Annotated in this window: 22 protein-coding genes; 6 read left to right on the top strand and 16 right to left on the bottom strand. The window is 62.4% G+C overall.

The annotated features are described in order from the left end of the window. Nucleotides 1–15 precede the first annotated feature (15 nt). On the top strand, nt 16–1,521 hold the full coding sequence (locus C9427_RS26495) for a winged helix-turn-helix domain-containing tetratricopeptide repeat protein (RefSeq protein ID WP_107652020.1): 1,506 nt from the start codon (nt 16–18) through the stop codon (nt 1,519–1,521). A gap of 17 nt (nt 1,522–1,538) precedes the next feature. On the opposite strand, the gene C9427_RS26490 is transcribed toward C9427_RS26495, so the two are convergent. The 10 genes from C9427_RS26490 to rpoZ all read right to left on the bottom strand — a co-directional run bounded on the left by C9427_RS26490 (nt 1,539) and on the right by rpoZ (nt 10,024). After that, nucleotides 1,539–2,432: an aminoglycoside phosphotransferase family protein gene (locus tag C9427_RS26490; protein ID WP_107652019.1), complete on the bottom strand. Its 894-nt coding sequence runs from the start codon at nt 2,430–2,432 to the stop codon at nt 1,539–1,541. Nucleotides 2,433–2,438: 6 nt separating this feature from the next. Beyond that, nucleotides 2,439–3,371, bottom strand: a complete 933-nt coding sequence (era, locus tag C9427_RS26485; RefSeq protein ID WP_107652018.1) for a GTPase Era — start codon at nt 3,369–3,371, stop codon at nt 2,439–2,441. Next, nucleotides 3,368–4,084 carry a ribonuclease III gene (gene rnc / locus C9427_RS26480; RefSeq protein WP_107652017.1) on the bottom strand — a complete coding sequence of 239 codons (717 nt, stop codon included), beginning with the start codon at nt 4,082–4,084 and terminating at the stop codon, nt 3,368–3,370. The genes era and rnc overlap by 4 nt, the downstream gene beginning before the upstream one ends. After that, complete coding sequence (lepB, locus tag C9427_RS26475; protein ID WP_107652016.1) at nt 4,084–4,833, bottom strand: signal peptidase I; 750 nt, start codon at nt 4,831–4,833, stop codon at nt 4,084–4,086. The genes rnc and lepB overlap by 1 nt, the downstream gene beginning before the upstream one ends. 77 nt (nt 4,834–4,910) lie before the next feature. Further along, nucleotides 4,911–5,324: a holo-ACP synthase gene (gene acpS, locus C9427_RS26470; RefSeq protein WP_107652015.1), complete on the bottom strand. Its 414-nt coding sequence runs from the start codon at nt 5,322–5,324 to the stop codon at nt 4,911–4,913. Continuing rightward, complete coding sequence (locus C9427_RS26465) at nt 5,321–5,893, bottom strand: DUF2062 domain-containing protein (protein WP_107652014.1); 573 nt, start codon at nt 5,891–5,893, stop codon at nt 5,321–5,323. Before C9427_RS26465 ends, acpS begins: the two co-directional genes overlap by 4 nt. A 261-nt stretch (nt 5,894–6,154) precedes the next feature. Then, nucleotides 6,155–6,535 carry a VOC family protein gene (locus tag C9427_RS26460; RefSeq protein WP_107652165.1) on the bottom strand — a complete coding sequence of 127 codons (381 nt, stop codon included), beginning with the start codon at nt 6,533–6,535 and terminating at the stop codon, nt 6,155–6,157. Between the two features lie 81 nt (nt 6,536–6,616). Continuing rightward, nucleotides 6,617–7,195, bottom strand: coding sequence for an orotate phosphoribosyltransferase (gene pyrE / locus C9427_RS26455; protein WP_107652164.1), 579 nt, complete (start codon nt 7,193–7,195; stop codon nt 6,617–6,619). A gap of 87 nt (nt 7,196–7,282) precedes the next feature. Beyond that, a complete protein-coding gene (locus C9427_RS26450; protein ID WP_107652013.1) occupies nt 7,283–9,511 on the bottom strand; it encodes a RelA/SpoT family protein in 2,229 nt (742 codons plus the stop codon). A gap of 111 nt (nt 9,512–9,622) precedes the next feature. Next, nucleotides 9,623–10,024, bottom strand: a complete 402-nt coding sequence (gene rpoZ / locus C9427_RS26445) for a DNA-directed RNA polymerase subunit omega (RefSeq protein WP_107652012.1) — start codon at nt 10,022–10,024, stop codon at nt 9,623–9,625. Nucleotides 10,025–10,340: 316 nt separating this feature from the next. Between rpoZ and C9427_RS26440 the strand changes: the two genes are divergently transcribed. Beyond that, on the top strand, nt 10,341–10,922 hold the full coding sequence (locus C9427_RS26440; protein WP_006331197.1) for a LabA-like NYN domain-containing protein: 582 nt from the start codon (nt 10,341–10,343) through the stop codon (nt 10,920–10,922). Beyond that, nucleotides 10,919–11,602 carry a uracil-DNA glycosylase gene (locus tag C9427_RS26435; RefSeq protein WP_167434491.1) on the top strand — a complete coding sequence of 228 codons (684 nt, stop codon included), beginning with the start codon at nt 10,919–10,921 and terminating at the stop codon, nt 11,600–11,602. Before C9427_RS26440 ends, C9427_RS26435 begins: the two co-directional genes overlap by 4 nt. Before the next feature lie 12 nt (nt 11,603–11,614). Here C9427_RS26435 and C9427_RS26430 read toward each other — a convergent pair whose 3' ends face one another. Further along, nucleotides 11,615–12,628 carry a zinc-binding alcohol dehydrogenase family protein gene (locus C9427_RS26430; protein ID WP_107652010.1) on the bottom strand — a complete coding sequence of 338 codons (1,014 nt, stop codon included), beginning with the start codon at nt 12,626–12,628 and terminating at the stop codon, nt 11,615–11,617. 110 nt (nt 12,629–12,738) lie between these two features. On the opposite strand from C9427_RS26430, the gene C9427_RS26425 reads away from it, so the two are divergent. Next, nucleotides 12,739–13,101: a winged helix-turn-helix transcriptional regulator gene (locus C9427_RS26425; RefSeq protein WP_107652009.1), complete on the top strand. Its 363-nt coding sequence runs from the start codon at nt 12,739–12,741 to the stop codon at nt 13,099–13,101. A gap of 67 nt (nt 13,102–13,168) precedes the next feature. Here the strand turns inward: C9427_RS26425 and C9427_RS26420 are convergent, their stop codons facing one another. Genes C9427_RS26420 through dapA form a run of 3 tightly spaced genes read right to left on the bottom strand, consistent with a single transcriptional unit; the run spans nt 13,169 to nt 15,304 of the window. Next, a complete protein-coding gene (locus C9427_RS26420; RefSeq protein ID WP_107652008.1) occupies nt 13,169–13,915 on the bottom strand; it encodes a glycoside hydrolase family 25 protein in 747 nt (248 codons plus the stop codon). A 2-nt stretch (nt 13,916–13,917) separates the two neighbouring features. Continuing rightward, nucleotides 13,918–14,397 carry an SsrA-binding protein SmpB gene (gene smpB, locus C9427_RS26415; RefSeq protein ID WP_006202221.1) on the bottom strand — a complete coding sequence of 160 codons (480 nt, stop codon included), beginning with the start codon at nt 14,395–14,397 and terminating at the stop codon, nt 13,918–13,920. A 25-nt stretch (nt 14,398–14,422) separates the two neighbouring features. Further along, nucleotides 14,423–15,304 carry a 4-hydroxy-tetrahydrodipicolinate synthase gene (dapA, locus tag C9427_RS26410; RefSeq protein WP_107652007.1) on the bottom strand — a complete coding sequence of 294 codons (882 nt, stop codon included), beginning with the start codon at nt 15,302–15,304 and terminating at the stop codon, nt 14,423–14,425. A gap of 298 nt (nt 15,305–15,602) precedes the next feature. Between dapA and C9427_RS26405 the strand changes: the two genes are divergently transcribed. After that, a complete protein-coding gene (locus C9427_RS26405; RefSeq protein WP_107652163.1) occupies nt 15,603–17,633 on the top strand; it encodes a lytic transglycosylase domain-containing protein in 2,031 nt (676 codons plus the stop codon). A gap of 219 nt (nt 17,634–17,852) precedes the next feature. Continuing rightward, nucleotides 17,853–18,737: an alpha/beta fold hydrolase gene (locus tag C9427_RS26400; protein ID WP_107652006.1), complete on the top strand. Its 885-nt coding sequence runs from the start codon at nt 17,853–17,855 to the stop codon at nt 18,735–18,737. Between the two features lie 62 nt (nt 18,738–18,799). On the opposite strand, the gene C9427_RS26395 is transcribed toward C9427_RS26400, so the two are convergent. Together C9427_RS26395 and C9427_RS26390 are read right to left on the bottom strand one after the other, a co-directional pair. Beyond that, the gene (locus tag C9427_RS26395; protein WP_107652005.1) at nt 18,800–19,873 is read right to left on the bottom strand and encodes a tyrosine-type recombinase/integrase; all 1,074 of its coding nucleotides are present in this window, start codon (nt 19,871–19,873) and stop codon (nt 18,800–18,802) included. A gap of 241 nt (nt 19,874–20,114) precedes the next feature. Beyond that, a partial coding sequence (locus C9427_RS26390; RefSeq protein WP_245437182.1) for a porin occupies nt 20,115–21,108 on the bottom strand: 994 nt, incomplete at its 5' end.

Below are 21,108 nucleotides of genomic sequence, written 5' to 3'. Positions count from 1 at the left end.
GGAGTGGGCCTTTTGATGACGGCCTCGATCACCGATCAGGTATTTCAATTCGGCGGTTTCACGCTCGACCTGGGCAAGGGCATGCTCAGCCGGGCCGATCAGCCGGCCTTCCTGCGGCCGAAGGCTTATGCATTGCTGACGCATCTCGCCCGCAACGTCGGCCGCGTGGTGCCGAAGTCGGAATTGATGGACACGGTGTGGCCCGGCGTCTTCGTCACCGAGGATTCGCTGACGCAGTCGATCCGCGAAATCCGCAAAGTGCTGGGCGAGGACTTGGTGCGAACAGTGTCGAAGCGCGGCTACATGCTGGTGCCCGAGACGGAAGCGGTGCCCGAAGCCGGTGCGCAGCCGATCGTGGCGGTGCTCAGATTTCGTAACGACGGCACCGGTCCTGCTGACGAAGCGATCGTCGATGGCTTTGCTGAAGACATTATCAATGGCCTGGCACGCTTTGGCACGATAACGGTCCTGGCGCGCAATTCGAGCTTTTCGTTTGCCTCCCACTCGCCCGCGGAGTGGCCGGCGATCCGCTCGCGCATCGGCGCCGACTATCTCGTCGAGGGGTCGGTGCGACGGCAGGCAAATGGCTTCGTCGTTGCAGTCAACCTCGTCGATGCCACCAGTGCGACCCAGCTCTGGGGCGATCGATACCAGGTCGAGGGCGCCGGGCTGCTCGCCATCCAACAGGATATTGTCGAGGAGATCGTCGGTCGGCTGGTGGTGCGGGTGAACAATGCCGGCCTGCAGCACGCCTCGCGTCGGCCGGTTACCAGCCTTGCCGCCTATGAGTTGGTGCTGCGCGGCGTCGCCTTGTTGCGCGACCCGGCGCAAAGCGACCTGAAAGGAGCGGCGGCGTTCTTCGAGGCAGCGATCGTCAAGGATCCGGCCTACGGCCTCGCCTATACCTATCTGGCACTATCGCGTGTGCTGCACAGCGAGTTCGGGCCCACCTGCGAGGCCGATCTTGAGAAAGCCCGCGATCTTGCAGACCGCGGCATTGCACTGTCGCCCGACCAGGCGACTGCGCACCGCATCCAGTCGCTGGTGCGGCTCAACATGCGCGACCATAAGGCAGCCGAGCATCATTTGCGGATCGCGCTCGAACTCAATCCAAATGATGCCGATTGTATCGAGCAGATGGGACATCTGCTGACGATGCGCGGCCGCCCGCTCGATGGCCTCGCCTGGCTGGCGCGCGCCATTCGCATCAACCCGCTGCATCCGCACTGGTATCAATACGACCGCGCGCTCGCGCTCTATATGCTTGGCGAATACCTGCCAGCTGCCGAGGCGCTGGAACTGGCAACACGGCCAACACCGTGGATCAGGACACGACTTGCCGCCTGCTACGCGCAGCTTGGCAAGATGGAGGCGGCGAGGCGCCATGCCGCGCTCATCAACGCCGACGGATCCGGTTTCTCGCCGATCGACTATGCGAGGACAGGCGTTCCGTTTGAAAATCCGTCCGACGTGGAGCACCTTGTCAGCGGCGTGCTGCTTGCACTCGGACAGCGTGGATAGGCCAATTTGCGACGGCATCACGTCCCGCGCGTGTGGTCGGCAAGCACCTCGTCGATCACATGTCGGGACTTTTCAGTTTCGACCGGATTGACGTCGATGTGTCCGGCGAGCGTGATCAGCGCCTTCCACAGCGTCCAGCCACGGCCGCGCGCCCACATGGCTTCATCGGCTGGAACGCCGGCACGGAACGTCTCCCGGCTCTTGCCTTCGAACAGCGTCCACGCAATCGCCAGATCGCATGAGGGATCACCGACGCCCGACGTTCCGAAATCGATCACGGCGCTCAGCCGGCCGTGCCTCACCAGCAGATTCCCCCAATTGACGTCGCCATGAAACCAGACGGGAGCGCCATGCCACGGCGCGGCAAGTGCTGCCTCCCACACCGCGTTCGCAGCCTCGGCGTCGATCCTGCCGTCGAGGGCGGCAATGGCTTCTTTGGTTTCGCCATCGTAGACGCTGAGCGGTCCGCCGCGAAAAAAGTTGTGTTGCCCGGGCGGCGGCCCGCCGGTGGGATCGATCCGTTGCAAGGCGACCAGGAACTCGGCCAGGCTGGCCGCGAATTGCGACAGGCTGGCGATGCGTTCGCGCTTCGCCGTGTCGCCTTCGATCCAGCGATAGATCGACCAATGCCAGGGATAGCTCTCGGCCGGGATCCCCATCGCCAGGGGCACCGGGATCGGCAGCGGCAGCAGCGGTGCCAGCCTCGGCAACCAGCGATGCTCCTTTTCGACTTGCAGGGAATAGGCGGCAGCGCTCGGCAGCCGCACGAGCATCTCGTCGCCGAGGTGAAAGGTCCTGTTGTCCCAGCCGCCTGGTTCAACCGGCCTGACCGCAAGGTGCTTCCACCGGGGGAATTGCGTGGCGACCAGTCGGCTGACGAGAGCTGTATCGATATTCAGCTTGCCGTCCATAGAACCCTAATGCGGAAACTCTAGCCCCATCTCGCGATAACGCTCGGGGTCGTCGCCCCAGTTCTCGCGCACCTTGACGAACAGGAAGAGGTGCACCTTCTGCTCGAGGATGCCTGCTATCTCCATGCGCGCCGCCTGACCTATGGCGCGGATCGTCTCGCCCTTGTGGCCGAGCACGATCTTCTTCTGGCTGTCGCGCTCGACATAGATGACCTGCTCGATGCGGACCGAGCCGTCCTTCTTTTCTTCCCATTTCTCGGTTTCGACATGCGAGGAATAGGGCAGTTCCTGGTGCAGCCTGAGATACAGCTTCTCGCGGGTGATCTCGGCCGCGAGCTGGCGCATCGGAAGATCTGAGATCTGGTCCTCCGGATAATACCAGGGGCCGGCCGGCAGGGCTTGTGCGAGATAGTCTAGCAAATCCTTGCAGCCCGAGCCGGTCAGCGCCGAAACCATGAAGGTGCGCTTGAAGGGCACTTTTTCATTCGCTGCCGCGGACAGGGCCAAAAGCGCTTCGGGTCTGACCCGGTCGACCTTGTTGAGGATCAGCACCATTGGCTGGCGGACGTCCTTCAGCCGTTCGAGGATGGCCTCGGCATCGCCCCTGATGCCGCGTTCCGCGTCGATCAGCAGCAGCACGACATCGGCATCCTTGGCGCCGCCCCAGGCTGTGGTCACCATTGCCGTGTCCAGCCGCCGCTTCGGCTTGAAGATGCCGGGCGTGTCGACAAAAACGATTTGCGCGTTCTCATGCGTGGCGATGCCGCGCACGATCGCGCGGGTGGTTTGCACCTTGTGGGTGACAATCGACACCTTGGCGCCAACCAGTTGATTGACCAGCGTCGATTTTCCGGCATTGGGCGCGCCGATCAGCGCGACGAAACCCGAACGGGTAGCGGCGGCTTCCGCAGGCGGGGCGGCGTCTTCAGTGGCGGTCATGCCGCACCCCCTTGGTTAGACCAGACGCCTTCGCGAAGCAGGAAGGCCGACGCCGCCGCCTCTTCGGCAGCCCTGCGCGACCCGCCTGTGCCACTTGACGGCGCAAAACCGTCAACCCGCACCGAAACCGTGAAAACGGGCTGGTGGTCCGGCCCTTCGCGGTTTTGGATCACGTATTCAGGACGGGCATCGCTGGTCTTGGCAACCCATTCCTGCAATTCGGATTTGGGATTGGGTGGCTTGACGACCACCATGCTGGAGCGCGGCTCCCAGTAACGCATGACGAAACGTCGAGCAGCATCGATGCCGCCATCGACGTAAATCGCCGCAATCAGGGCTTCGACCGCATCGGCGAGATAATTGCCGCCCGAGCCCCGCGACCGCGACTTCAAGGCAGCGTCGGCGCGAACCAGATCTTCCAGCTCCATTTCAATGCCGATGTCGGAGCATGTGCGCGAATCGACCAGTGCGTTGAAGCGCGGTGCGATTTCTCCTTCAGGAGCGTCGGGAAACTGCTGGAAAAGCATATCGGCGACGATGAGGCCAAGCACCCGATCGCCGAGAAACTCGAGACGCTCATTGTTCCTGACCGCCTTGACCGCGCTGGAATGGGTCAGCGCAGTCTCGAGCAGCCGCATGTCCCTGAATGCATGCCCTGTCCTGGCCTCGACAACACCAGCCAATGTTTCGCCAGTCGGGCGTTTCAAAGCCATCAGTTGACGAAGTGGAACAGGCGCGACGCCCGCATCTGCGACGGCCACTTCCAGATTTCGAGCGGGCTGGCGCCGCCGGCGATCGAGAAGAAGATGAGGTTGGCGCGGCCGACCAAATTCTCGTCCGGCACGAAACCGACAGTGAAGCGGCTGTCGGCGGAGTTGTCGCGGTTGTCGCCCATCATGAAATAGTGACCGGGCGGCACGTCAAATACACGGGTGTTGTCGCCGATCGAATTCGGCGTCAGGTCGAGCGTGTCATAGCTGACGCCGTTCGGCAGGGTCTCGCGATAGACGTCGACCGGTCCGTTCTCCTCGGTGATGTCGCGATTGTCGATCTGGCCGACCTTCTGGCGCGGCACGCCGACGCCATTGATGAAGAGCTGGCCGTCCTTGACCTGGATCTTGTCGCCCGGCAGGCCGACGACGCGCTTGATGTAGTCGATGGAAGGGTCCGGCGGGAACTTGAACACCACCACGTCGCCGCGCTTCGGCTCGGCGCCCCAGATGCGGCCAGAAAAGATGTTCGGCCCGAACGGCAGCGAATACCGGGAAAAGCCGTAGGACCATTTGGTGACGAAGAGATAGTCCCCCTCGAGCAAGGTCGGCCGCATCGACCCGGAGGGGATCGAGAACGGCTGGAACAGGAGCGTGCGGATGACAAGCGCGAGCAAAAGCGCCTGGACGATGACGCTGACGGTTTCGCCAAGCCCGCCGGATTTCTTCTGGGATTTTTCAGCCACGCTCATGTCGTCCTCGATTGTGCGTTGGTTGGTATAGAGTCTCGGCGCGCGCTGGGCAACGTCATGCCGGTGGTCAGATGCAATCAATGTGGCGCTTGTTCGACCGGCAACGCCTCGATGATCACAAAGGCTTGAGCAAGCGGAAATTCGTCGGTGATGGTGAGGTGGATTGCCGCTGTGTGCCCCGCAGGCAGGATTTTGGCCAGCCGATCGGCAGCCCCGCCGGTCAGCGCCATGGTCGGCTTGCCACTGGCCAGGTTGACGACGCCCATGTCGCGCCAGAACACGCCTTGCGCGATGCCGCTGCCCAGCGCCTTGGCGCAGGCCTCCTTGGCGGCGAAGCGCTTGGCATAGGAGGCAGCGCGGGCGCCGCGGTTTTCGGAACGGGCCTGTTCAACCGCGGTGTAGATGCGCTGGATGAAGCGCTGGCCATGGCGTTCCAGCGATTTTTCGATGCGTCTGATATCGATCAGGTCGCTGCCGATGCCGATGATCATTCCGCGGGAACTTCCCGCCCGGTCCTGCCGGCTCTGTCGGCCAGGCGCTTGCGCCGCTGCTCGCGGAAGGTGGCCATGCCCCAGCGCGTGATGCCGTAGAATATAAGCCCGAAGATCAGGCCAAGCGGCACCGCGCCGATCGTCATCGGCTTCAGTATCGGTCCCCACAATTGCGAAAAGGCAAGGTTGTGCAGCATGTCGCCGAGATGCGCGGGCGGCCCATGCGCCGGCAGGCGCTCGTGCAGGATCAGCTTGCCGGTCTCCCAGGAAGCGCCCCACAACAGCGGGAAGGTCAGCGGATTGCCAAGTGCGGTACCGAGTGCCGCCGCCACCAGATTGCCTGCTATCACCCATGAGACTGCAAAGGCGATGATGAAGTGAAAGCCGAGCGGAAAGAACGAGGCGAAAACGCCCGCCGCGACGCCGGCCGCCACGGCATGCGGAGTGGCTTTCAGCCGCAGGATGCGCTTGGAAAAATACCGCAGCGAGCGCGAAAACGAGCGGCGCGGCCACAGATAGGTACGCACGCGATCGAAAACACCATCAGGCTTGCGGCGTCGAAAAAGCACTCTGTTCCAGTTCCCGGTTCACTACGCTCGACCATCGCGGGCCAAGGGCTCGACGTCCACATCTTGCGCTTTGCGGTCATCGAAAGGCAACAACGACTTTGATATAGCGATACAGCGTCCGCCGAACAACCGAAGTTGCATGTAGCCCCTTGTCTGTACCGGCGTTGTCTGCGCCGGTGTTTCGCCGCTTCGAGGATGGTACAATCGCGGCGGATTTGAGGAGGCACAGGCGCCGTGGAAATCAGAGGCAATCCGTAGCGATCAAAATCCGTAGTCGCTGACCTCGACCAGATTGCCGTCCGGGTCGCGGAAATAGACCGACATCATCGGACCACGGGCACCGATTCGCTCGACCGGCCCGACTTCAATGGCAACGTTGTTGGCGGCGAGGCTGGCGCAGATTTCGGCAAGCGGCCTTGCGGCGACCAGGCAGAAATCGCCTGAACCCGGCGTCGACGCCTTGGCCTTCGGCTCGAAGGTGCGCCCGACCTCATGCAGATTGATCTTTTGCAATCCAAACAGCAGCGCCGTCGGCCGGTTCGGCTCGTCGTGGCGCTTCATGCCAAGCACACGCTGGTAGAAGTCACAGGCGTCGTCCACCGAACAGACCGTCAGCACGAAATGGTCGATCCCGGCGATCACGACGGCGCCGCGGTCGGCGCGCACCGCTCCCGAAGAGATTCAAGCGACGCGCTCAAGTGCTTGTTTTCATGCATGGCGGCATCAGATATTGCGGCTGCCGGGCTTGATGGCCGGTATGGCGGCGAGTTCGGGGGGCAGCCTGTCGGCCGGATAGGCTGGAACCTCATATTCGGCGAGCGCGATCAGCGGCACACCGACATCGGTCTTGCCGGCCGAGCGGTCGATGATGCAGGCGGCGGCAACGACCTCGGCGCCGAGCGCACGCAGGCAGTCGATGGTCTCGCGGATCGACAGGCCGGTGGTGACGATGTCCTCGACGATGACGACGCGCGACCCCTTGGCGATCTCGAAGCGGCGGAGCCTGAACTCGCCCCCTTCCCGCTCGACCCAGATTGCCGGCGCGCCAAGATGGCGCGAGGTTTCATAGGCCGGGATCAGCCCGCCGATCGCCGGACCGACGACATAGTCGATCGGACCTGGCACGGCGGCGCGGATCTTTTCGGCCAGCGCCTTGCACAGGCGCTCGGTCTTGTCGGCATGCATGAAGACGCGGGCCTTCTGCAGGAAGACCGGGCTCCGCAACCCCGACGTCAGGATGAAATGCCCTTCGAGAACGGCGCCGGCTTCGCGGAAAATGCCCAGAACTTCATCGGTGTTCATCTGCGCCTCTTTTTTATTGACCATGATTTTTGTCCGAAAACCGGTTCCCACTTTTCGCTGCGCGGACCTTCGGTTCGGGATCATGGTCTAGCCATTCACGCGCCGAGCATCGCTGACGCTCGAATTTTCCTTGAGCTGCGACAGCAGCCGGTTCAGGTGTTTTAAATCCCAGACTTCGAGATCGATCAGCATTTCGGTGAAATCGGGCGCCGTGCGCACCATCGACAAGGTATGGATGTTGGCGTCATTCGAGGCAACGACCTGGGCGATGTCGGCCAGCGAACCCGGCGCATTGATGGCGGTGACCGAGACGCGTGCGGGAAACCGCTCCTTGGTGCGCTCGTCTATGTCCCAGCGCACATCGATCCAGCGCTCGGGCTGGTCGTCGAAAGCCTGCAGCGCCGGCGACTGGATCGGGTAGATGGTGATGCCGGTTCCCGGCTGGATGATGCCGACGATGCGGTCGCCGGGCACGGCACCTTCCGGCGCGAAGCGCACCGGCAGGTCGCCGCGCACACCGCGAATCGGCACGGCGCCGTCGCGCGGCTGGTTCTTGTCCTTGCGTGCGGCGCGGCCGGGGATCTGGAACAACATGCCGGCGGCGTTGCGGATCTTCGACCAGCCCTCCTCGCGCTGCTTGGGTGCTGCCAGCGTCACGCGTTCGTCCTTGAAGTCCGGGAATACCGCCTTCATGACATCGGTGGAGGCAAGCTCGCCACGGCCGACCGAGGCCAACACATCCTCGATGTCCTTGCGCGCCAGCCGGTGCAGCACCGACTTCAAGCTTTCCTTGGTGAAGGTCTTGCCGGACCTTTCGAAGGCACGTTCGAGAATGCGGATTCCGAGACCCGAATACTGCTTGCGGATAGCGTTCTTGGTGGCACGGCGGATCGCCGAGCGCGCCTTGCCGGTGACGACGACCGATTCCCAGGCCGCAGGCGGTACCTGCGCCTTGGAGCGGATGATCTCGACCTCGTCGCCGTTCTTCAGTTCGGTCATCAGCGGCATGATGCGGCCATTGACCTTGGCGCCGACGCAGGTGTCGCCGACATCGGTGTGCACGGCGTAGGCGAAGTCGATCGGCGTGGCGCCTCGCGGCAGCGCGATCAGCATGCCCTTGGGGGTGAAGCAGAACACCTGGTCCTGGAAAAGCTCCAGCTTGGTGTTTTCGAGGAAATCCTCGGGATTGTCGCCTTCGGCAAGCTGCTCGATGGTGCGCCGCAGCCAGGCATAGGCGTTGGTCTCCTTCGAGATCGCATGGACGGTTCCGTTCACCTTGCCGCCGGTATCCTTGTAGATCGAATGCGCGGCAACGCCGTATTCGGCGATCTTGTTCATCTGCTGGGTACGGATCTGCAACTCGACACGCTGGCGCGACGGCCCGACGATGGTGGTGTGGATCGAACGATAGTCGTTCTGCTTCGGCGTCGAGATGTAATCCTTGAAGCGGCCGGGCACCATCGACCAGGTGATGTGAATGGCGCCGAGCGCCCGATAGCAATCTTCGACCGTCTCGACGACGACGCGGAAGCCGAAGATGTCGGAGAGCTGCTCGAAAGACAGCGCCTTGGCCTCCATCTTGCGGAACACCGACCACGGCTTTTTCTGGCGGCTCTTGACCTCGGCCTTGATCGCATATTTGTCGAACAGCGTGGAGAGCGACTTCTCGATCTCGGAGAGCACCCCCTTGTTGCGCTCGAATATCTCTGCCAGCCGGGCCGTGACGGCGCGATAGGCTTCCGCATTGATGTAACGGAAGGCAATCTCCTCCAGCTCCTCGCGCATGCCTTGCATGCCCATGCGCCCGGCCAGCGGCGCATAGATATCCATCGTCTCCTCGGCGATGCGCAGGCGCTTGGCCTCCGGCACATGGTCGAGGGTACGCATATTGTGCAAACGGTCGGCAAGCTTGACCAGAAGCACGCGCACATCTTCCGAGATCGCCAGCAGGAGCTTGCGCAGGTTTTCCGCCTGCTCGGCCTTCTTGGAGACGAGATCGAGCTTCTTCAGCTTGGTCAGGCCCTCGACCAGCTTGCCCATTTCCGGGCCGAAGAGCTCATCGATCTCGGCCCGCGTCGCCGTGGTGTCCTCGATCGTATCGTGCAGCAGGGCAACCGCAATGGTCGCCTCGTCCATGTGCATTTCGGTGAGGATGGCGGCGACTTCGAGCGGATGCGAGAAATAGGGATCGCCGGAGGCGCGCTTCTGGTGGCCATGCTTCTGCATGGCATAGACATAGGCCTTGTTGAGCAACGCCTCGTTGACGTCAGGCTTGTAGCGCTGGACGCGCTCGACAAGCTCATACTGACGCATCATGGGCGGGATCTCGCGGTGCTGAAATGAATCATGCGCCGCACAGGAATGCGGCGCATGTCATAGATAGCCACGAAACTGCCGATACGAAAGTGTCGGCAGCTATGCCAAGGCTCAATAGTCGTCGCTTTTTTCCGGCGGCACCAGGCCTTCGATGCCGGCCAGCAGGTCTTCCTCGGTCATGCGGTCGAAAGCGATGTTGTCCTCGGCGTCGTCGGCGTCGGCTGCTGCAACGGCGGTGCCGGTCTGGTCGGCGATCGCCTCGCCGTCGGCTTCCGGCTCATCGACCTCGACATGCTTCTGCAGCGAGTGGATCAGATCTTCCTTGAGATCGTCGGGCGACAGCGTCTCGTCTGCGATCTCGCGCAGCGCGATGACCGGGTTCTTGTCGTTGTCGCGAGGAACGGTGATCGGCGCGCCCTGGCTGATCTGACGGGCACGATGACCGGCGAGCAGCACCAGCTCGAAGCGGTTGTCGACCTTGTCGATGCAATCTTCAACGGTTACGCGGGCCATGGATTGCCCCTTTCATGCGATGGATTTGATGGAAAACAGGCGCGGTCCATAACCCGAACGCCGCCAAAATACAAGCTTCATGGCAATATGGGGCCGGGCCGGGCCAATGCCGGGATTCAACACCGTGATTCGGGGCGCCGACAGCCAGCGACGATCCGGCGTCCGATCACAATTGCTTGCAGTACAGCACCGCACCCTTGGATTGCCGCAAAACTGGCGTTATCTCGAACGATGAGAGGTCAGCCGGTTTATTAAGGGCGGACCGATAGTCACTCACGCATTTAGACGACCGTTTATTTCGAAAAAGGATATTTCCATGTTCGATCCTCGTGAGAAAATCGCCCTTTTCATCGACGGCGCCAATCTCTACGCCACGTCTCGCGCGCTCGGCTTCGACATCGATTACCGCAAGCTTTTGTCGAGCTTCCAGAAGCGCGGCTACCTGCTGCGCGCCTACTATTACACGGCGCTGGTCGAGGATCAGGAATATTCCTCGATCCGGCCGCTGATCGACTGGCTCGACTATAATGGCTTCAAGGTGGTGACCAAGCCGGCCAAGGAATTCACCGACTCGACCGGCCGCCGCAAGATCAAGGGCAATATGGACATCGAACTGACGGTCGATGCACTGGAGCTCGCCGATGTCGTCGACCACTATGTCATCTTTTCCGGCGATGGCGATTTCCGCACGCTGGTCGAGGCGCTGCAGCGGCGCGGCCGCAAGGTGTCGATCGTCTCGACCATGGCCTCGCAGCCGCCGATGATCTCCGACGATCTGCGCCGCCAGGCCGACCATTTCATCGATCTGATGACGCTGAAGAACGATGTGGGCCGCGATCCGTCCGAAAGGCCGGTGCGCCGGCCCGAGCCGGCCGAGGTCGACGAGGACGACTTTTGACGGCGGCAGCCTTGACTGCCCCCGCTTCCTTGGTCGCCTCCCCAGAACCCGACCGCAATTGCCCGCTTTGCCCGCGGCTGCACGATTTCATTGCCGAATGGCGGCGACGCGAACCATCCTGGTTCAACGCGCCGGTGCCGACTTTCCTGCCGCCCGGGGGCGAGGATGCGGTGCGGCTGTTGATCGTCGGGCTGGCGCCCGGCCTGCGCGGCGCCAACCGAACCGGGCGTCCCTTCACCGGCGACTATGCCGGCGACCTGCTCTACGGCACGCTGATCGCGCACGGTCTGGCGCGCGGCGAATTCAAGGCGCGACCCGACGACGGGCTGGAGCTTGTCCAGACGGCGATCACCAATGCGGTGCGCTGCGTGCCGCCGGAGAACAAGCCGGTGGGCGCCGAGATCGCCACCTGCCGGACGTTTCTGGTGCCGACGATTGCGCGGTTTCCCAATCTGCGCGCCGTGCTGGCGCTGGGCTCGATCGCCCACCAGTCGACCGTGCGGGCGCTGGGCGGGCGTGTCGCCGCCCATCCCTTCAAGCACGGCGGACAGCAGCAAATCGGCGGCATTGCGCTATTTTCCAGCTATCACTGCTCACGCTACAACACCAATACCGGTGTTTTGACCGAAGCGATGTTCGTCAATGTGTTCAGGGAGATAGCGGCGTTTCTGCAGGCGTAGAGTCGAACGCTGTCAGAAGCCTTCCAGCACGATCTTGCCCTTGGCCTTGCCGGTCTCGATCAGCGCATGGGCGCGCTTCAGATTGGCGGCATTGATACGACCGAACGTCTCGCTCAATGTGGTGCGGATAGTGCCGGCGTCGACAAGCCGTGCCAATTCGTTCAGATGCTCGCCCTGCGCGGCCATATCCTGCGTCTCGAACAGCGAGCGGGTGAACATCAGTTCCCAATGGACCGAAACGCTCTTGCGCTTGAACGGATTGATGTCGAGCGTCTGGGGGTCGTCGATCAACCCGAAACGGCCCTGCGGTGCGATCAATTCGGCGATTTCGGCCAGGTGTTTGTCAGTGTTGGTCGTAGAGAACACGAAGGCCGGTGCGCCGGTGCCGAGGGCTGCGACTTCTGCAGCGAGCGGCCTGGAATGATTGACGACGTGATGGGCGCCAAGCCCAAGCACCCAGTCACGCGTTTCAGGCCTCGATGCGGTGGCGATCACGGTCAGGTCGGTCAGCTGGCGCGCAAGCTGGACCGCAATTGAACCGACACCGCCTGCACCGCCGATGATCACGATGGCATTCGCGGCGCCTACGACCGGCTTCTTCACGTCAAGGCGATCGAACAGCGCCTCAAAGGCGGTAATTGCCGTCAGCGGCAGCGCCGCCGCTGGCGCATAGTCGAGCGAGCCGGGCTTGCGGCCGACAAGGCGCTCATCGACGAGGTGGAACTCGGCATTGGTGCCTTGCGGCGCCAGCGCACCGGAATAGAAGACGTCGTCTCCGGGTTTGAACAGGTTGGCATCCGGACCCGTGGCGACCACCCGGCCGGCAGCGTCCCAACCAAGCACGCGCCAGCTTCCGGCTTCGGGTTTGGCGCTTTTCCGGATCTTGGTGTCGACCGGATTGACCGAGATCGCCTTCACCTCGACCAGCAGTTGACGGCCTTTCGGCTCTGGCTTGGGCAAGTCGATATCGACGAGGGACGACTCATCGGTGATGGGGGCTGGGATTTGATAGCCGACGGCGCGCATTCTGATCTCCGCGATTGCTGTTGAGCGATGTCTAGGGCAGAGATGCGGATTATGCGCGTCAAGCGCAAGAATGCACATATAATGCACATAGTGTTGAAAAGGATACCGTCATGCCGCGCATTCGCCATGAGCGATTCGACTGCAGCCCCGGCTGCACCGTGGAGGGCACGCTCCGCTACATCGACGGGAAGTGGAAAGGCGTCGTGCTCTACCATCTGTTCGAAGGCACGCTGCGCTTCAACGAGATACGCCGACGCATTCCGAACTGCACACAGCGCATGCTGACCAACCAGCTTCGCGAGTTGGAAGCCGATAGGCTCATCGCCCGCAAAGTCTATGCCGAGGTGCCGCCGAAGGTGGAATACAGCCTGACGCCGCGCGGCAGGAGCCTGGAGCCGGTAATCACAGCGCTCAAGGCCTGGGGCGATGCGAATGTGATGCTCGGCCCGCAGGCGTCACAAGCCGCGGCGTGAGCGCAGGATTCCAGTCACCCTCGCGCTACAATCGGCGTTTCGACAGCAGAGATGTTCCTCAACCTGTTCAAGGAGATCGCGGCGTTTCTGCAGGAATAGAGTCGGAAGGCGTCGCGGCAAAAAGCTCGGCCAATTTCTCCGGTCCGCCCTGCAGGACATTCAGGTCGACGTCGCCGACGATGCCGTCGACGCGGCCTTTGTCGTGGTACTGCCAATAGATCCAGTTGTCGTGGCTTGGCCGCAGCGCCAGCGAACGACGCCAGTGCGGGCGGGCGGCGATCTGTTCGGCATAGATCCTGGCGGCCTCGTCCGTCACATAGACGATCGCCGTCTTGCCGAACGCTGCCTCGACCGGGCCGAGAAATGCCGAGAGCTCGGCCTGCAACTGCTCAGGCGACGGCCGCTGCGGGCAATTACCGCCGAATTCGACATCCACCACCGGCGGCAGCAGAGGTTGATCGCGCGGCACAATGGAGATGAAATTCCTCGCCTGATCGGCACCCGGCCTGCAAAAGGTGAAGAAATGATAGGCGCCGACGGCAAGACCGGCGGCGCGGGCCTCACTCAGATTGGTGGCGAAGGCATCGTCGACATGGTCGCCGCCTTCGGTCGCCTTGATGACGGCGAAGGCGACATCGTCGGCGGCAACACGCTGCCAGTCGATCTTGCCCTGATGGTGGGAAACGTCGATGCCCCTGACCGGAAATCTGTCACGGTCCGGCGAGAACGTATGGAAATAGAAAAGGCCGCCGGCCGCGACGAGACCGGCAAAAACCAGGCCAGCCGTGCCCCAGAGGAGGATCCGGCTCTTCAAGCTTAGCCACGCTCTTTTAGAAGCCGGCCCTTCTCACGCGACCAGTCACGCTGTTTCTCGGTCTCGCGCTTGTCGTGCAGCTTCTTGCCGCGGCCGACGGCGAGCAAGAGTTTGGCGCGGCCCTGGTCGTTGAAATAGATTTTCAGCGGCACCAGCGTCATGCCTTCGCGGTCGACACTCTGCGACAGTTTCGCCATCTCGCGCTTGTTGAGCAGCAGCTTGCGGCGTCGACGCGGCTCGTGGTTGAAGCGGTTGGCCTGCAGATATTCGGGCAGATAGGAGTTGATCAGCCAGATCTCGCCGCCTTCGACCGAGGCGTAGCTGTCCTGGATGTTGGCTTGCCCTTGGCGCAGCGACTTGACCTCGGTGCCGGTCAGCACCAGGCCGGCCTCGATCGTGTCGAGCACCTCATAGGAAAACCGCGCCTTGCGGTTTTCCGCAACGGTCTTGTTGTTGGGATCGGCTTTTCTGACTTGATTCATGATACGGAGAGGTGGCGCCTCATCCCTAGTTAATCAAGCCGGCGTGCTTCATCGCCGCATCGATCTTCTCGGCGGTCGAGGACTCGACCGTCATCAGCGGCAAACGCAGCACATTCTCGACCTTGCCTAGCTTCGACAGCGCGTATTTCGCGCCCGACACACCGGGTTCCAGGAAGATCGCCTTGTGCAGCGGCAGCAGGCGGTCCTGCAAGTCCAGCGCCTTGGCGCTGTCGCCGGAAAGCGTCGCCTCCTGGAATTCGGCGCAGAGCCTGGGCGCGACGTTCGACGTCACCGAGATGCAGCCGACGCCGCCATGCGCATTGAAGCCGAGCGCCGAGGCATCCTCGCCCGAAAGCTGGATGAAATCCTTGCCGCAGGTGGCGCGCTGTTCGGAAACCCGCTCGACCTTGCCGGTGGCGTCCTTGACGCCGACGATATTCTTGAAGTCGTGGGCCAGCCGGCCCATCGTCTCGGGCGTCATGTCGACCACAGAACGCGGCGGGATGTTGTAGATGATGATCGGTAGCTTCGTCGCCTTCGCGACGGCGGCGAAATGCGCATAGAGACCGCGCTGTGTCGGCCTGTTGTAATAGGGCGTGACGACGAGTACTGCGTCGGCGCCGGCCTTCTCGGCATACTGGACCAGACCGACCGCCTCTTCGGTGTTGTTGGAGCCGGCGCCTGCAACGACGGGAACACGGCCCTTGGCCACCTCGATGCAGACCTTGACGACTTGGCGATGCTCATCATGCGACAGCGTCGGCGACTCGCCTGTCGTGCCAACCGGGACGAGGCCCGTGGTGCCCTCGCCGAGTTGCCATTCGATGAACGCACGGAAGGCTTTCTCGTCGAAACGGCCGCTCTTTTCGAACGGTGTCACGAGCGCGGTGAGCGAGCCTCTCAGCATGTCGTCCAACTCCTTGGGACTTTTCTGGTTCTTGGTATTTATTGTCGCGCGCCTTCTAGCCGAAAGCGAAGCGGCGCACCATAGTCTCGACATTGTTGCGCGGCAAGCATGGCGTCAATGCATGTCACCCCAAAAGTGGAAACCGATTTTGGGGATAACGACATGCATAAACAAGAACCAGCAAGCGCAATTTGAACGACCTCGATAAGCTTTTGTTTACGTGCTCTTCACCACGGGCGACTAGGCTTCAGAACATCTGTGCCTTTTGGTCCGTGCAAGGACAGGAATGACGCAAACCATGCCGACCGGACGGCCTCACCTTTTCGCTCTGCTTGGCGTCGCTGCCATGCTGGTGCCGGGCGTGGCCGTCGGCAGCAACGTCGATGTGCAGGTCACGTCGGCCATCCCGATGCCGAACCTGCAACACAGGCCAGATTCCTTGCCATCGGCCGGTATCGCCAGGTTGAAGAGCGGCCTCGATGCACTGGCGGCCAACGACATTGCCCGCGCGCGCCAGGTGCGCGAGAGCCTGCCGGCCAATTCGCTCGACCGGCATATCCTTGCCTGGGCGATCGCGCTCTATGGTGGCGATCAGGTGCCGAGCGGCGACATTGCCGATGCCGCCAGGATGCTGCCGACCTGGCCAGGCACGATGGCCTTGCGCGAAAACAGCGAGCGCGCGCTCTACCGCGAGAACCCCGCCCCTCAAGTCGTGGTCCAGGCCTTTGGCGGCAGCCAGCCGCGGACACCAGAGGGCGTGGTGATCCTGGTTCGCTCCTACGTGGCGCTGGGCAACGCCAAGGCCGCGCTCTCGGTGCTCTCGCCGTTCTGGCGCACTGAAAAGCTCGAAGCCAGGGACGAAGCCAATATCATCAGGGAGTTCGGCAAGCTCATCCCGGCTGCCGACCATCGTTTCCGCATGGAGCGCATGTTTTATGCCGACCGGGTCAATTCGGCGCTGCGGGTCGCGCCCCTGTCGGGCACCCAGCCGCTGGCCGACGCCTGGGCGGCGGTATCCAGGGGCGACAAGAACGCCGCCAAGCTGCTGAAGGCGGTGCCGACGGCGCAGCGCGCTGCCGGCTATCTCTTTGCCGAGGCCGAATATCTGCGCAAGCAGGAGAAGTTTTCCGACGCCGCCGCGGTTGTGATGCGGGCGCCCGCTGACCGCGACGCGCTGGTCGACCCGGACGCGTGGTGGGTCGAGCGCCGGGTGCTGTCGCGCGAGCTGGTCGACCAGGGCGACATGAAGACCGCTTACAAGATCGTCGCGTCACACGCCGCCGAAAGCGCCACAAACGCGGCGGAAGCTGAGTTCCATGCCGGCTGGTATGCGCTGCGCGGCCTCAACGACCCCGACACCGCCGCCAAGCATTTTGCGCGGATCGCGGATCTCGCCCAGGGGCCGATGTCGCTGTCGCGCGCCTATTACTGGCTCGGCCGCGCCGCCGAAGCCGGCGGCCCCGGCAGCGCCAAGGATTATTTCGCCCGCGCCGCCACATACGGCACCACCTTCTACGGCCAGCTCGCCGGCGAGCGTGTCGGCCGGCAGGCCCTCAACATCGCCTATCCCTCGCCCAGCGCCGTAGACCGCCGCAATTTCGCCGGCCGTGAGGCCGTCAGCGCCATCAAGCGGCTGCAGGAGGCAGGCTACGAGCGCTATGCCGATACGCTTTACCGCGACCTTGCCGGGCAATTGACCAGTCCGGGAGAACTGGCGCTGCTCGCCGTGATGGCGGAAAAGCAGGGCAATCATTTCCTGGCGCTGAAAGTCGGCAAGATCGCCGGGGCGCGCGGCATCGACGTCGGCGCGCTGTCGCATCCGCTCGGCGTCATTCCCGATACCGCCAACATTTCCGGCTCCGGCAAGGCGCTGGCCTATGCCATCGCCCGCCAGGAAAGCGAATTCAACATCGGCGCGGTGTCCAGCGCCGGCGCGCGCGGGCTCTTGCAGCTCATGCCGGGGACCGCCAGGCAATTGGCGAAGAAGGCCGGCATGGCCTTCTCTCAGGCGCGGCTGACCACCGATGCCGGCTACAATGCGACGCTGGGCGCCGCCTTCCTCGGCGAACAGCTCGGCCGCTTCAACGGCTCCTATGTGCTGACCTTCGCCGGCTATAATGCCGGTCCCAACCGCGCCGCCCAGTGGGTGGCAAAGTACGGCGACCCGCGCGGCAAGGACGTGGATGCCGTCGTCGACTGGATCGAACGGATTCCCTACACGGAAACAAGAAGTTACGTCCAGCGCGTGATGGAGAATTACGAGGTCTACAAGATGCGTATTTCCGGCAAGTACGATATTGTGGGAGATATGGTGAACGGGCGGGGGTGAAGCATTCCTTTCCTTCTCCCCTTGTGGGAGAAGGTGGATCGGCGCGCAGCGCCGAGACGGTCGAGGGGTGCTGGACGGATCGCTGTCGTTGCCAAGCTGGAACGCCCCTCATCCGACCGAGCTTCGCTCGGCCACCTTCTCCCACAAGGGGAGAAGGGGAAGCTTGTCTCGTCCTCACCTGTAGCTGTCGGAAACGACCCGGACGAGGCAAGGAATACCATGACAAGCGAAGGCTTTCCCGATTTCTTCTACGCCGCATCGGACGGGCTGAAACTTCACGCCCGCATCTACGGCGAAGCAAATTCCGGCCATTGGCCGGTCGTCTGCCTGCCGGGCCTGACCCGCAACTGCCGCGATTTCCACGAACTGGCGCTGCATCTGTCGGGGCGGGCGGCGAGAAAGGTTGTCGCTTTCGACTATCGCGGCCGCGGACAGTCGGCCTACGACCCCGATGTCAGCCACTACAATGTCGGCATCGAAGCCGGCGATATCCTCGCCGGGCTGACGACGCTGGGGATCGAGGAAGCGGCCTTTATCGGCACGTCGCGCGGCGGGCTGATCATCCATGTGCTCGGCGCGATGAAGCCTTCCGTGCTGAAAGCCATTGTTCTCAACGACATCGGTCCGGTGGTCGAGGCTGAAGGCCTTGCTCATATCCGGTCCTATCTCGACCCCTTGCCGAAGCCGAAAACCCGTGCCGAGGCGATCAATGCCCAGCGCGATGCGCATGGCAGCGATTTTCCTGCCCTGACCGCTGCGGATTGGGAGCGGATGGTGTCGGCGCTCTACCGCGAGACGGAGGAAGGGCTGATGCCGGATTTCGACCCTCGACTGATCGAGGCGCTGGCAGGTCTCGACCTCACCCAGCCGCTTCCCGACCTGTGGCCGCAATTCGAAGCGCTGGCGGCGATACCGCTGCTTGCCATACGCGGCGCCAATTCAAAGCTGCTTTCGGTCGAGACGCTCGAACAGATGCGAAAGCGGCATCGCGATATCGAGACGATCACGGTCGAAGGCCAGGGCCACGCGCCTTTCCTCGAGACCGGCGGCCTGCCCGGCGCCATCGCGACTTTTCTCGATCGAGCGGAGCTCAAGTTCAGTTGAAGTAAACCCCAAGACCTGATCGGCCTTGGGGTGGTTACAGCAGTATAGAAAATGGCCAGGGATTACTTGGCTTTCGAGCTTTTCCTCGGTGCCTTTGCGGCCGCCGGCTCCGCCTTCTGCTTGCTCGGCGATGCGGAAGGCGCCGTCATCAATGGGGACGAAAACACAGAGCCTTCAGCACTCCCAGCCGCCGCCCCGCTGCGAGGCGTTTCCAGCACGGTGACGCAACCATCGAGATCGTTGGTGGCAAGATGCGCGTAACGCATGGTCATCGAAAGTGTCTGGTGGCCGAGCCACATCTGCACGCGCCGGATGTCGATGCCGCCCTGGACAAGACGCGAGGCGCAGGTGTGACGCAAGATGTGCGGCACCACCTGATCGTCGGCGCCAAGACCAACCTCGGCTTTGGCATCGTTCCAGATGGCGCGAAACTGCGCCTGGCTGAGCTTGGTGAACGGACCCTTGGGCCGACGGCCCTCGGTGGGCGGCAGTTTGATCACCTCTTTCACCCGTTCAGTCATCGGAATGGTGCGGCTGCGGCCGGATTTGGTGATCCAGAAACTGACGCGATGCTCCTGGATATCGTTCCAGATCAAGCCGAGTGCCTCGCCGAGACGGCAGCCGGTGTCGACGAGAAAAACGGAGAGCCGGTAGGCATCCTCGCTGCGGCTCTTGATGGCGGCGAACAGCCTGGCCTCTTCGTCCCTTTCCAGGAAACGAATCCGTCCCGCCCGCTCCTTCTGGCGGCGGAACTCGGGCAGGCTGTGGATATCTCCCATCTTATGAGCCTTGCGCAGCAGTTTGCTGAGGGCAGCCATCTTTCGGTTGATGGTTGCGTTGCTGTTGCCGCGCTGGCGCAAGGTGCCGATTAGATTGTCCAGGGTGCCCTGGTCAAAAGCGCTGAAACGCTCCCCGAGGAGAATCTCATCGATTTCGCCGATAAACGAGCTGACATTGTATTTATGCCGCCCGTCATCCCAAAGTATGTCCCGGTATGCTGAAAACAGCTCTCCGACCCTGTACGACTTTACTTCCCGTATCTTGTTGTAACTGTATTTTATCTTGGAGATTTGAGAAGAAAACATCGAAAAATGATCAGAGGGTTCTTCCTCTTGAATCGCTTCGGTCGTCATCATTCGCCACACCCCCGAGTGGATGGGATTCACACCTATCCGCTTGGAAGCGCCCTTTCAAGAGTTTTGATCACGCAGTCGTGATTTCATCCGCCCATCGACGGATCCCACGAAATCATCCCACGGACCTATTCAGCCACCGTTACCCCCTGTTCCTTCTGTTTGCCTTGGTCCAGTCACGAGACAAAAACAGCCCGGGCGTTGAAGCGCCCGGGCTGGTATTCACCTGTATTAAAGCCAGCCCTTAGAACGAGCGCTGGAAGCGGAGCATGCCGCCGATGGCGTCGTCGCCATCAGTAATACCGGTCCAGTTGTGGTTCAGGCCATCGGTACTGTCGATGCTGCCTGCATTGACGTAGTCGACTTCGGCCGTGATCGTGAGGCCGGGGACAACATCGTAGGCGATGTTCGCCGCGATGCCGAGGTTTTCACCTTCGTCATAAGAGATCTGGGTGTTGAACGAGGTCTTCTCGTTGAACTTGTAGGTGCCACCACCCCAAAACGCCCAGTTGCCATCCCACGGCTTGTAGAAGCCGCGACCGCCGGCCGGGAACGCATAGGTCGGGTCCGTCAGGTTGTCATCGGTGCCGTAGCCGCCCATGATGAACAGCGAAATTGCATCGTTGACAGTCACGTCCAAACGAACCTTGCCGGACACTTCTTCATAGTTGCTGTCATAGGCGATGACACCGGTGATGGCGCCCCAACCCTGCGTCCACTTCACGCCGCCGACGATATGCGGAACGTAGCTGTCGATCGTGCCGACGCCGTAGACGCCTGCGCCGGTGATAGGATCTACCACGCCGCCGCCCGAGCCTTCTTCGAGAGAGACAACAGCCGAGAAGCCGTTGCCGGCGTCGAAGTAGTACTGGACGACGTTGGTGTCGAAACCACCGTAAGGAACCAGCGTATCGTTGATGACGTTGCCGGCGTAGCCGATGAACGTATCGAAGGCCGATTCGTCCTTACCAACGCGGAGACCACCGAGCTGGATCCAGGCGAAGTTCAGCGAAACGGTGCCGTTGCCGGCAGGATTGACATCACCGTAGAAGCCCGCATCACGGTTGTTGTTCTGGAAGTTGAAGCGGGTCTCGGTGTAGGTCTTCAAGGTGCCGAGCTCGGTTTCCTGGCCGGTCCAGGTCTTCAGCGAGAGGCGGGCATGCTTGAAGTAGGTGTCGTTGCTGCCGCCGTCCTCAACATCGGCGGACGTCGCACCGTCGAACGAACCCACGTCGCCG

It is taken from the genome of Mesorhizobium helmanticense (assembly GCF_003034915.1).
Taxonomy (GTDB): domain Bacteria; phylum Pseudomonadota; class Alphaproteobacteria; order Rhizobiales; family Rhizobiaceae; genus Mesorhizobium; species Mesorhizobium helmanticense.
The sequence above is the reverse complement of the archived record's forward strand: the minus strand, read 5'-3'. Positions and strand labels throughout refer to the sequence as shown.